Source organism: Deltaproteobacteria bacterium, from assembly GCA_029210625.1.
Classification (GTDB): domain Bacteria; phylum Myxococcota; class Myxococcia; order SLRQ01; family SLRQ01; genus JARGFU01.
Window position 1 is genome coordinate 163,619 of record JARGFU010000004.1, and the last position, 12,017, is coordinate 175,635.

A 12,017-nucleotide genomic window follows, 5' to 3' on the forward strand; every position below is an offset into this window, starting at 1 on the left:
CTCGGGTTGATGATGGCCCTCGTCGTGGCGGCGAGCGGCTGCGCGGCAGGAGAGACCCTCGACGGCGTCACCCGCCTCCTCGAGGTCGAGCCGGGATCGCTCGACTTCCCCGCGACGGCGGTGGGCGGCCAGCACGTGGCCGGCCTGAAGCTGCGCTCGGTGGGCAGCGGCACCCTCGAGCTCACCTCCCTGCGGATCGAGGGCGCCGAGACCTTCGTCCTCTTGCCCCTCGCCGGGGACGAGCTCCCCCTGCCCCTCGAGAGCGGCCGGGAGCTCGAGCTGCGCGTCGCCTTCGTGCCGGTGGCCGAGGAGACGAGCGAGGCGGTGCTCCTCCTCGAGACCGACGCGAGCGGCGAGCCGCTGAAGGTGTCCCTGCGCGGCCTCGGCCGGAGCCCGCTGCTGGAGCTCTGCGAGGCGATCCCCGAGGTCGAGACGCCCCGCTGCTTCGCCCCCGGGGAGACCCCCACCCTCGACTTCGGAGAGGTGATCCGGGGCCGCACCGCGGTGCGAGACCTCTTGGTGAGGAACCTCGGCGCCGCCGAGCTCCTGATCTTCGACGAGAAGACCGGCCTCTCCCCCGAGGCCGAGGCCGCGGGCTTCGAGAGCCGGGTGAGCCTCGCGGGCGGCGCCCTGCCGCCGGGCGCCTCGGTGCTGCTGCCCCTCACCTTCAGCGGGCGCGAGCAGGGCGAGGCCGCCGGGGAGCTCATCCTCTTCACCAACGACCTGGAGGTGCCGCTGGCCCGGGTCGAGCTGCGCGGCCTGGCGCCGGTCAACGCGACGCCGCAGGCCTGCGCCGCGATCGCCGGGATCGAGCACCTCGACGGCAGCGCGGCGCTGGCCAGCGACGGCGCCCTCCCCGCCCCTCGGCCGGGGGATCGCCTCTTCCTCACCGCCCACCCGGGCGCCGGCTGCTCCCGGGACGCCGAGGACGGCGAGGTGCTCTCCTACCAGTGGCGCCTGCTCTCGCGGCCGACCACCTCGGCGGCGGTCCTGGAGAACGACCTGGCCGGGCCCGCGCCCGGCACCTCGAGCGCCGCCCCCTGGCTGCAGGTCGACGCGGTGGGGAGCTACCAGATCGAGCTGGTGGTCCTCGACGGCCTGGGCGACGCCTCGGCCCCCGCGCTCCTCGAGCTCCAGGCGCTCCCCGCCGACGACCTGGTCGTCGAGCTCGCCTGGTCCGCGCCGGTGGATCTCGACGCCCACCTGATCGCCCCCGGGGGGACGCCCTTCTGCGCGCCCCTCGACTGCTTCTGGGACACCTGCCTCCCGGCGGCCGACGGCAGCTCCGGCCTGGACTGGGGTGAGGACCTCGACGGCGACGGCCGGATCGAGGCCGACGGCGACCCCGCCACCGACCCGCTCCTCGGCCTCGACGACGACGGCCAGAGCGGCCTCGCCAACGCCCGCCGGCTGGAGACCCTCCACCTGCCCCGCGCGGCCCTCGTCGGCGGCGCCCCCTACGCCGTCGGCGTCCACTTCTTCCGGAACGAGGCCGGCCACGCCGCGCGCTTCGAGGCCGTGGTCAAGGTGCTCTACCGGGGCCAGACCCTGCTGGAGAGCCGGCGGACCTTCGAACCCGCCGAGGTCGGCACCTACTGGCGGGCCGGCGAGGTCGACCTCGCCGCCCTGAGCGGAAACGCCTCGACCGACACGTCGATCGAGGCGTATTCCGGCGCTATCGCCTGCCCGTAGGAAGTCGGGCAAGCACGCCCCTTTTGAGGCAAAGCCTCAAAAGGGGCCCGAACCCGAAGGGTTCGCTCCTACTGCGGGGCCCACGCCATGGACGCTTCCGGCGTGTCCTCGGTGCCCGCCAACGCTCCACCGACCACGTAGAGGTTGGAGTAGACCCGGATCATCGTGCCGTAGGAGCGGCTGCTGGCCACGTCCTTCGCCAGGGAGGAGTCGGGGTCGAAGGGGTCGCAGCCCACGCCCACGGCGTTCGCCTGGTTGTAGATCAGCGGCTCCTTGATGGCGGAGAGGCCGTTGGGCTGGCCCGGGATGTCCTCGTCGGTCGCGCCGCCGAGCAGTACCAGGTAGTCGGCGTTGCTGAAGCGGTAGAGGAGGCCGTGGGCGCCCATCGAGGCGGTCACGTTGCCCGAGGTCGAGGTGGTCGAGTCCCACCAGAAGGTGCCGCCGGTGCCGCCGGCCCCGTCGCTGTCGCAGATCAGGTCGCCCACGGTGCCGCCGGCGAAGTCGCGGCTGACCTCGCAGCTGTTCACCGACTTGGTGGCACAGGTGCCGGCGCAGGCGCCGGTGGTGGCCACCAGGCTCTGCTGCCCGTGGATGGCGAAGAGGAAGATCGGCTCGGTGGGATCGATGGCCGTGGCCGGGCCGTCGTTGAAGGTGCCCGGCGGCAGGACTCCGATGATGGTCAGGTCCTGGCCGTCGCAGTCCTGGTCGATGCCGTCGTTGGCGATCTCCGCGGCGCCCGGGTGGATGGTGGCGTCGTTGTCGTTGCAGTCGCAGACCGACTCGGGGTTGTCGAAGCAGGAGCAGTGCAGATAGCCGTCCTGGTCCTCGTCGATGGTGCAGGAGCAGAGCTCGTCGGCGCCGCTGCAGTCCTGATCGATGCCGTCGCCGCAGATCTCCGGGGCGCCCGGGTAGATCGTCGGCTCCTGATCGTTGCAGTCGTCACCGCCGCAGGAGATGGCGTCGTGGTTGTCGCCGTCCTCGTCGGGGGTGGTGCAGACGCAGACGTCGCCCTCGTCGGTGTTGCCGTCGCAGTTGTCGTCGATGCCGTTGCAGACCTCGGTCATCCCGGGGTTCACGTTCGGATCGGCGTCGTTGCAGTCCGGGCCGCCGCAGATGTTGGCCTCGTAGCCGTCGAGGTCGGCGTCACCGCAGGGCGGCGGCGGCGGGGGCGGCGGCAGGAGGGGATCGTCCCGGCCCTGGTTGGTCAGGAAGGTGAAGTAGGCCCGGGCGACCGAGAAGCGCTGGGGCAGCTCGGTGAAGGCGGTGAGCCCCGCCGCGGTCAGCTCGGAGCGCTCGATGGTGTCCACCAGCACACCCGGCGTGGCGCCGGTGTTCCCGGTGCGACCGCCGGCCACGTAGACGAAGGTGCGCTTCTCGAGCGGGTCGTTCTCGTTGACCACGTTGATCACCTGGCCCTCGCCGCCCTCGCGGGGCGTCACCAGGACCAGGGGGTTGCCCTGATCGTCGAGGGCGTCGACCCAGTAGGTGGTGTCGCCGGGCTGCAGCGGCCGCAGGCTGTCCTTGGCGGGCGTCCCCAGGTCGGGGGTGCCGCTGCCGTCGTCCACGAAGGACTCGGAGGTCAGCCCGGTGGCGAGGAGGCCGGTGTCCGTGCCGTTCACGTCGGTGCGGTAGACGTTGTAGGTGGCGTTCGGGATCGGGTTCCAGCGCAGCTCGACGGTCTGATCGCCGGCGTTGACGTCGGCGGTGTTGAGCTGCACGGGGATCCGGTAGCCGGCCACCGTCTCGTGGGGCGTGCCGCCCACGTCGAGGACCGCGCTGACCCGGTAGGTGTAGATGCCCGCCGTGAGGGCGCCGCCGGCGGCGAGGATGCCGCGGGCGCGGCCCGGCGCGGGGGCCAGGAGGCCCTGGCCGTCGTCGGCGAAGGCGGTGGTGGGGTGGCGGTAGACCAGGAGCTGAGCGGTCCCGGCCCGGCCGTCGGCCGCCAGCGAGCGGTAGACGTTGAACTCGGTGGCGGGGGTGCCGCCGTCGCAGTCGGGGGCGGTCCACTGCAGGGAGATCACGCCGCCCTTGCGGATGACCGAGGCCTCGCGGGAGGGCAGGCCCTCACCCTCGGGGCAGATGGCCGACACCCGGTAGTACCAGGAGCCCACCGCCAGGCCGGTGCCGCCGCTGGCGTCGGGGTCGAGGAGGAAGGGCATGGACTCGACGCCCAGGATCCGGGCGGTCTCCACCGAGGAGAGGGCCGCGGTCGAGACCTTGTGGGGATCGTTGTCGGTGCCGCCGATGGCGTAGAAGCGGTTCTTCAGGCGGACGACCACCGGCTTGACCCGCGCGGTGTTCATGGCCACCGGCACCCGGGTGGGGTTGCCGGCGCCGTCGTCGGCCAGCTGGTTGGCGTAGGACCAGACCCCCGGATCGCCGAAGGGCGAGATCCGGCTGAACTCCACGGTGTTCAGCGGGACGCGGGTGCCGCTGCCGTCGAGGCCCACGCCGCCGAAGACGAAGACGTAGGCGTTCTCGAAGTCGTCGAAGGCCAGGGAGCCGGCGTGCCGCATCCGGCCGTCGTTCAGGGTCGGGCCGGGCATGGCCGTGACCTGGTGCTTGCCGGTGGCGTTCGGGGTGATCTGGAAGGAGAAGAAGGTGTCGAACTGGCCGTCGCCGTTGATCACCCGGATCGGGTACTGGCCGTTGGTGCCGAAGGCGCCGCCGTCGGTGACGGTGATCTCGGTGGGGGTGATCCCCGAGACGGTCAGGGGCGCGAGGGTGCCGTCGGGCAGGAGGAAGGCGACGGTGGCCGGCGTGGCGTCGTCGAAGCCGGTGCCGGTGATGGTCACCACCTGGGCCGGATCGCCGAAGTCACCGCTGGTCTGGCGCATGGGATCGATGTTGACGATCTCCGGCGGCGGGGTGCCGGTGACGGTGACCCGGTCGGCCCACTCGGCGCCCTGGCCGTCGGGGTTGGTGACCCGGACGATGTACTCGCCGGCGGGCATGTGCTTGCTCTCGGAGGGGATCACCACGTTGATGGCGGTCGGGCCCACGTAGGCCACCGAGGCCGCGTCGAAGATCGCGTTGGGCGGATCGACCTGGACGAACTGCACCGTCGGGGTGGGCAGGAAGTTCAGGCCGGCGAGGGAGGCCGCACGGTCGGAGAGGATGTTGTCGTTGGGATCGCCGTTGTAGGCGGTCGGGGGATCGACGTCGGTGACCTCCGGCGGCGGGAAGACCGAGACCAGGAAGGCGTAGGGCAGGGTCGCGGTCTGGCCGTTCGGGTTGTCGACCCGCAGGTCGTAGTAGCCCTGGGGGCGGGTGGCGTCGGCGGGGATGGTGCCGGTGAGCGTCGTGTCGACACCGGTGTAGTCGAGGTTGGTCGGCGTGAAGGTCGCCGTGGCGTCGTCGATGTTGACGAAGGTGAGGGTCGCCTGGTCCTCGAGGCCGGTGCCGGTGAGGGTGAAGGCGATGTCGACCTCGCGGTAGCCCACCTCGGGGAAGAGGGAGAGGAGGGTCAGGGGCATGAGGATCTCGGGATCGCAGACGTCGCCGATGCCGTCCTGGTCCACGTCGATCTGGTCGGTGTTGGCGTCGGCCGGGCAGTTGTCGCAGACGTCGCCCACCCGATCGATGTCGCCGTCGGCCTGATTCTGGTTGGCGTCGGCCGGGCAGTTGTCGCAGGCGTCACCGTAGGTGTCCGAGTCGGCATCCTCCTGGCCCGGGTTCGGCACCGCGATGCAGTTGTCGTCGGCGTTGAGGATGCCGTCGCCGTCGCCGTCGCCGTCCGGATCGCAGGCGTCGCCCACGCCGTCGCCGTCGCTGTCGAGCTGGTTGGTGTTGGCCACCCGCGGGCAGTTGTCGGAGGTGTCGTCGATGGTGTCGCCGTCGTCGTCGGCGTCGCAGGCGTCACCCTCGGCGTCGAGGTCGAGGTCGGCCTGGTCCGTGTTGACGACGTCCGGACAGTTGTCGCCGTCGTTCGGCACGGTGTCCCCGTCGCGGTCGTCGTCGCAGGGATCGCCGAGGCCGTCGCCGTCGAGGTCGGCCTGGTCGGTGTTGGCGGCGGCCGGGCAGTTGTCACAGGCGTCACCGACGGTGTCGGTGTCGCCGTCGGCCTGATCGGGGTTCGCCAGGGTCGGGCAGTTGTCCTCGGCGTCCTTCACCTTGTCCTTGTCGGCGTCCTTGCCGCAGGAGCAGCCGTGGACCGAGCCGAGGAGGGCGAAGAAGACGATGACCGAGAAGACGGACGAGAACGGACGATGAGACCGCAACATGGTTTCCTCCTGGCGTGCCCTCTCGCACGCCCAAGAGTTCATTCTAGCTCGATGAGCGGGTGGGAACACGAAAGTGCCCCAGAAAGATCCCGGGCCGCAGGGGCCCGAGATCACAAGGATCCACGGGGGTCTACGCTCGCCGGAGGGCTTTCGATCACCCCTACTGACAGACGGTGGTGTAGGTGACCTCGACGGTCTCGCCGGGCTGGGGGACGCTGGCGGCGGTGAAGTCGATGGCGTTCGCCCCGGCGTCGTAGCTCCAGCCGGTAGCGGGGGTGCGGGCGCCGCCGGCGTCGATGATCCAGACGCTCATGGTGCCGCTGGCGTCCGCGGTGCCGGAGAGGGGGAAGCGGGAGACCAGGCCGAAGCCGGCGGCGATGGCCTGCATGGCGGCGGTCCAGTTGCCCGAGCAGAGGGCCTCCTGGGCGCCGCCGGTCCGCCCGGCGATGTCCCAGTAGCGCGGCGCGGCCTGGGCGCTCATGCCGTTGCCGTTGCAGCCGCCCGTGGGGTTGGTCGGGGTGGGCGGCGGCCCCACGAAGGCCGAGGCGATGAAGAGGTCGGGCCGCCCGCTGCCGTGGATGCCCTCGTAGAAGGCCTGGTAGTTGTCCACGGTGTCGGTGGAGAAGTCGGGCTCGTCGGAGACGAAGATCACCGAGAGGTAGGCGTCGGGGCGGATGAAGCCGCCGTTCTGGGCCGGGTCGGTGATCATCGGCGCGGTGAGCGCCAGGCGGGCGACCTGCATCCCCACCTCGTTCGGCGAGCCGTTCGTGCCAAGCTGCACGTTCTGGGCGAAGGTCGCCGCGGGGTTCGGCGTGGCCGGGGTGACGATGTGCGGCCGGTTGCGGGCCTGGGGCTCCATCATGCCCGGGATGTTGGGCGGGACGCCGGCGGTGGTGTCGTCGGTGGAGACCACGGCCATCTGGTAGTCCACCCCCTGCTGATCGAGGTAGGTGATCAGCTGCGGGGCGTTGGTCGCCAGAGAGGTCTGCTCCTCGTTCATGGAGCAGGAGTCGTCGATCACCCAGAGGATGTCGGCCTTGGCCGCGGCGGTCTGGAGGAAGGTCTCGGTGGCGGTGCCCTGGGCGGCGCCCACGCCGCTGAGCGGAACGACGAAGGAGAAGCCGCCGGGCGCCACGTCGATCAGGGCCATGCCGCTCTCCGGGCCCACCTGCGAGGGCACATAGACGACGCCGAAGCAGACCGAGCCGCCCACCGGCACCAGGATCGGCGTGGGCGGGACGCCGGAGAGGGTGAAGGGCCCGCCGCTGGTGCCGGCGCTGGTGATCGCCAGTTCGATGCCGCCGTCGTTGTTCACGCAGAGCTGGCTGGTGCCCGTGCCGCAGGGGTAGGCGATCGAGCCGAAGTCGTGACCGGTGGGCGAGACCGAGGCCGCGACGTCCAGGCCGTTGCCCAGGAGGCGGACGGTGTGGACCCCGCCGAGCTCGTCGATGGCGGTGAGGAAGCCCGAGGCGGCGCCCGCGTCGGTGGGCGCGAACTCGACGCCCAGAGTGATGCCCTCCCCGGGATCGAGGGTGAGGTTCGCGAGGGGGCCCCCTTCCAGCACGTAGTCCGCGTCGGTGCCCGAGGCGAGGCCGGCGCTGGTGATGGTGCAGGGATCGAAGAGGGCCGGGTTGGCGATCGTCACGAACCGGGTCTCGGTCTGCCCCACCGGCAGATCACCGAACTGCAGCTGAGTCGGGGTGACCTGGAGCCCGGCGATGCAGGACTGGAGGGGGATGCAGGTGCCGGTGGTGCCGGGGCGGTAGCCCACCGAGCAGGTCCCCTCGGGGGCGCACTCGCCGTCGCCGCCGTCGTGGTAGCCCACCTGGCAGAGGCCCACGGCCACGCAGGAGCCGTCGCCGCCGTCGTGGTAGCCGGTGAGGCAGGCCCCCGCAGGGACGCAGGTTCCTTCGCCGCCGTCGTGGTAGCCGCTGGAGCAGGTGCCCTGGGCCACGCAGGTGCCGTCACCGCCGTCGTGCTGCCCGGAGGGGCAGTCGGCGGCGCAGGCGCACTGGCCCCAGGTGCCGTCGGCCCGGCAGGCCTGGAGGCCGTCGGCCTGACCCGGGCAGGTGCAGGTCTGGACGTCGCCGCTGGTGCAGTCCCCGCCCCCATCCGTCCCGCCGTCGCCGCCGCCATCGCTGACGCTGGCGTCGGGCTCGGAGTCGTCGTCCTCGGTGAAGCAACCGGTGAAGGCGGTCGCCGCGAAGGCGAGCAGGCAGATCATCCACAGACGCGTCATGGCGTGCATCGTCACCCCTCCTCGAGGGTCGAAATCGTACGGTTGGCCCCACCTTAGACCCCATATTCCCGCCGTGCTTGACGCGGCGCGTCGAGGTGGCAATAGTTCATTGACCGGGGTGTCAACGAAGACGCCCCCGCAAAGGAGACCAGCCATGGGCAACTTCTATCTCGACAACGACGACCTGCGCTTCTACGTGGAGCGGTACATCGACTGGAAGACTCTGGTGGAGGCGGTCGAGCGCAACTTCACCGCCGCCGACGCCCCCGCGAACGTCGAGGAGGCGGTGGAGACCTACAAGGAGATCATCGGGCTCTTCGGCCAGTTCGTCGCCGACGAGGTGGCGCCGGTCTCGGCCAAGATCGACTCCCAGGGCACCCACCTGATCGACGGTAAGATCGTCCACCCGCCCGAGTTCGACGCGATCTTCGAGCAGCTCAAGGAGATGGGCGTCCACGGCCTGACCCTCCCGCGCGAGCTCGGCGGCATGAACGCCCCGGCCATCATCTACTTCATCGCCTGCGAGCTCTTCGCCCGGGCCGACGTGACGGTGATGAACCACTTCGGCTTCCACACCGGCATCGCCTCGACCCTCATGCAGTACTCCCTGAAGGAGGGCAGCACGAAGTTCGACGAGAAGGGCCACATCACCGAGACCCGGTGGGGCGACGCCATCGCCGAGATCGTCGCGGGCGAGGCCTGGGGCTCGATGGACCTGACCGAGCCCGGCGCCGGCTCGGACCTCTCGGCCCTGCGCTCCAAGGCGAGGAAGGACGACGAGGGCAACTGGCGGGTCACCGGCAACAAGGTCTTCATCACCTCGGGCCACGGCAAGTACCACCTGGTGCTGGCCAAGACGAAGGACGAGGAGAGCCTCGACGCCATCAGCCTCTTCATGGTGCCGCTCACCATCGAGAAGGAGGGCGAGACGGTGGTGAACGCCTTCGTCGATCGCCTCGAGGAGAAGATCGGCCACCACGGCTCGGCCACCTGCTCGGTGCAGTTCGAGGACAGCCTCGGGGACCTCGTCGGCAAGGAGGGCGAGGGCTTCCGCTACATGCTGATGCTGATGAACAACGCCCGCATCGGCGTGGGCTTCGAGTCGCTGGCCACCTGCGAGGAGGCCTTCCGGGTCGCCAAGGAGTACGCCGCCGAGCGCAAGTCGATGGGCAAGACCATCGACAAGCACGAGATGATCCACGACTACCTCGAGGAGATGGAGGAGACGATCGTGGGCATCCGGGCGCTGGCCATGGACGCCGCGGTCTGCGAGGAGCTGGCCTTCCGCTACGAGATGATGGCGAAGCTGCCGGCCCACGCCGCCGAGGCCGACGCCCTCAAGAAGAAGGCGAAGAAGAACGGCTGGAAGGCCCGGATGCGCACGCCGGTCCTCAAGTACGTCGCCAGCGAGGCCGCCGTCTGGACCAGCCGGATGTCCATGCAGATCCTGGGCGGCAACGGCTACATGAAGGACTACCCGGCCGAGAAGCTGATGCGCGACTCGCTGGTGCTGCCGGTCTACGAGGGCACCTCGCAGATCCAGGCCCTGATGGTCCTCAAGGACCACCTCGCCGGCGCGATGAAGAAGCCCCAGCGCTTCCTGCGCAAGCTGGCGATGGCGAAGCTCAACGCGGTGAAGGCCAGCGACGAGCTCGACCGGCGCTTCCACGCCATCGAGTCCCTCGCCTACTCGGCCCAGCAGCACATCCTGCTGAAGATCGCCAAGCGCAAGTGGTCCGAGGCCCTGGACGGCCCCCTGCCGGACTTCTTCGATCGCTTCACCCACATGGACCCCAAGCGCGACTTCTCCTACGGCCTGCTCCACGCCGAGCGCCTCACCCGGATCCTCTCGGACGTGATGATCGCCGAGACCCTGGTCAAGCAGGCGAAGCAGTTCCCCGAGCGGCGCATCTGGGCCGAGCGGTGGATCGACCGGGTCGAGCCGCGGGTCCGCTACAACTGGGATCTGGTGGTCCACACCGGCCAGAAGACCCTCGAGCGCCTGCGGGCCAGCGAGGGCCTCGGCGGGGAGGCCCCGGCCGAGGAGCACCACGCCCCGCGTGACGCGGCCTGAAGGTAGCCTTCGGTAGAAGACCTGCGGCATCCTGTCCGCAGCATGGACGCGCTCATCGCCATCCTGGCTCGACGACCCTGGGTGGCGGCGGGCGCGTTCGTCGTCCTGGGGATCGCGGCGGTGCACGGCCGCGCCCTCACCTTCCCCTTCGCCTGGGACGACGGCGCCCTGGTGGCCGAGAGCCCCCTGATCGCGGCGCCGGAGGGGCTGGGCGCCGCCCTGGCGGCGGCCCTCGAGAGCGACTTCTGGGGGGGGAGCGCCCAGCCCTACGCCTCGGGGATGTACCGCCCGGCGGTGATCGCCACCTACCTGCTGGAGCGGGCGGCCTTCGGCCCCTCGCCGGTGGGGCCTCACGCCCTGAACCTGCTCTTGCACCTCGGCGTGGCCCTCCTCCTCCTCCTCCTCGCCCGCCGGCTGGGGGCCGGGCCCCTCCCGGCCGCGCTCGCCGCCGGCCTCTTCGCCCTCCACCCGGTGGTGGTGATGCCGGCGGTGAACGTGACCTCCCGCACCGATCCGCTCGCCGCCCTCTTCCTCCTCCTCGCCCTGCACGCCGCCCTGGGCCTGCGCCGCGCCCCCCTCGCCGCCCTCGGCGCGGCGGCCGGGCTGCTCCTCGCCCTCCTCTCCAAGGAGAGCGCGGTGGCCGGCGGCGCGGCCCTGGGCCTCCTCGCGCTCCTGCCGGCCGGGACGCCGGGGCTGCCCGAGCGCTCCCGCGGGGAGCGCGCCCTCCTCCTCGCCGCCCTCGCCCTGGCGACGGCGCTCTACCTCGCCCTGCGCTGGCGCGCCCTCGGCTCGCTCTGGCCCGAGGCCCCGGCCTACACCGAGGCGGCCCTCGCCCCCGGCGGCCCGCTGGCCTTCCTCGCCGGCCCCGAGCTCACCCTGCGCTACGCGGTGCTGGCGCTGGTGCCGGTGGGGCTCTCGGTCGTCCACCCCCTGCCCGAGCCGGGCCCCCTCCTGGGCGGCGCCGCGCTCGCCCTCCTCCTCGCCGCGGGCGCCCTCCTCTGGCGGCGCGACGCGCGCCGGGGGCTGCTCGCGCTGGGCTGGTTCGTGCTCGCCCTCCTGCCGGTGACCGGGTGGCTGGCGGCCCCGGCCCGCTTCACCCAGCTCTACCTCTACCTGCCCCTCCTCGGCGTCGCGGCCCTGGGCGCCGTCTGGCTGCGCTCCCGCCGCGCCCTCGCGGTGGCGGCGGTCCTCCTCGGCCCCTTCGTCCTGGGCAGCGTCTCCCGGGTCGCGGTCTGGTCCAGCGGGCTCGCCCTCTGGCAGGACGCCGCCGCCGCGAACCCCGCCGATCCCTCGGTGCAGCTGAACCTCGGCAACGCCCTGCTCGAGGCGGGCCGGGAGGGCGAGGCCCGTGAGGCCCTGACCTTCGCGCTGGAGCAGGCCCTGGAGCAGAACCGCCGGGGCACGGCAGCCAAGGCGGCCCTCTCCCTGGGCAACCAGGCCCGGAAGGCGGGGGCGCTGCCGCTGGCCCGGGGCTTCCTCGCCGAGGCGGCGCGCCTCTCGGAGGACAAGCTCGGCGCGGCGCTGATCAACCTCTCGCTGGTGACGGCCGACCTCGGCGACCTGAGGGCCGCGGAGGACGCGGCCCGCCGGGCGATCACCACCCTCCCCGGCGACGCCCGCGCCCACGTCGCCCTCGGCGTGGCCCTGGCGCGGCAGGCCCGCTTCGCCGAGGCCCGCGCTCCCTTCGAGGCGGCCCTGCGCCTCGATCCCGCGAACGCGGACGCGAAGCGCAGCCTGCAACGCCTCGATCAGGTCGAGGCCAACGGGGGGTAGGGAGCCGGCGGCCCCC

5 protein-coding genes are annotated in these 12,017 nt (G+C 71.8%); 3 read left to right on the plus strand and 2 right to left on the minus strand.

The features are described 5' to 3' along the window. The first annotated feature begins 9 nt into the window (after positions 1-9). Positions 10-1,692, plus strand: coding sequence for a hypothetical protein (locus tag P1V51_05380; GenBank protein ID MDF1562454.1), 1,683 nt, complete (start codon positions 10-12; stop codon positions 1,690-1,692). Between the two features lie 68 nt (positions 1,693-1,760). Here P1V51_05380 and P1V51_05385 read toward each other — a convergent pair whose 3' ends face one another. Together P1V51_05385 and P1V51_05390 are read right to left on the minus strand one after the other, a co-directional pair. After that, positions 1,761-5,915 carry a MopE-related protein gene (locus tag P1V51_05385; protein ID MDF1562455.1) on the minus strand — a complete coding sequence of 1,385 codons (4,155 nt, stop codon included), beginning with the start codon at positions 5,913-5,915 and terminating at the stop codon, positions 1,761-1,763. Positions 5,916-6,075: 160 nt separating this feature from the next. Then, positions 6,076-8,154 carry a choice-of-anchor D domain-containing protein gene (locus P1V51_05390; protein ID MDF1562456.1) on the minus strand — a complete coding sequence of 693 codons (2,079 nt, stop codon included), beginning with the start codon at positions 8,152-8,154 and terminating at the stop codon, positions 6,076-6,078. Positions 8,155-8,308: 154 nt separating this feature from the next. Here P1V51_05390 and P1V51_05395 point away from each other — a divergent pair, with 154 nt between their 5' ends. Both P1V51_05395 and P1V51_05400 read left to right on the plus strand, forming a co-directional pair. Next, positions 8,309-10,228, plus strand: a complete 1,920-nt coding sequence (locus P1V51_05395; protein ID MDF1562457.1) for an acyl-CoA dehydrogenase family protein — start codon at positions 8,309-8,311, stop codon at positions 10,226-10,228. A gap of 42 nt (positions 10,229-10,270) precedes the next feature. Continuing rightward, positions 10,271-12,001 carry a tetratricopeptide repeat protein gene (locus P1V51_05400; protein ID MDF1562458.1) on the plus strand — a complete coding sequence of 577 codons (1,731 nt, stop codon included), beginning with the start codon at positions 10,271-10,273 and terminating at the stop codon, positions 11,999-12,001. Positions 12,002-12,017 lie beyond the last annotated feature (16 nt).

Excerpts from the sequence above, each read along its gene's own strand:
- P1V51_05380 (MDF1562454.1), top strand. The coding sequence starts at position 10 with ATGATGGCCCTCGTCGTGGCGGCGAGCGGCTGCGCGGCAGGAGAGACC.
- P1V51_05385 (MDF1562455.1), bottom strand. The coding sequence starts at position 5,915 with ATGTTGCGGTCTCATCGTCCGTTCTCGTCCGTCTTCTCGGTCATCGTC.
- P1V51_05390 (MDF1562456.1), bottom strand. The coding sequence starts at position 8,154 with ATGACGCGTCTGTGGATGATCTGCCTGCTCGCCTTCGCGGCGACCGCC.
- P1V51_05395 (MDF1562457.1), top strand. The coding sequence starts at position 8,309 with ATGGGCAACTTCTATCTCGACAACGACGACCTGCGCTTCTACGTGGAG.
- P1V51_05400 (MDF1562458.1), top strand. The coding sequence starts at position 10,271 with ATGGACGCGCTCATCGCCATCCTGGCTCGACGACCCTGGGTGGCGGCG.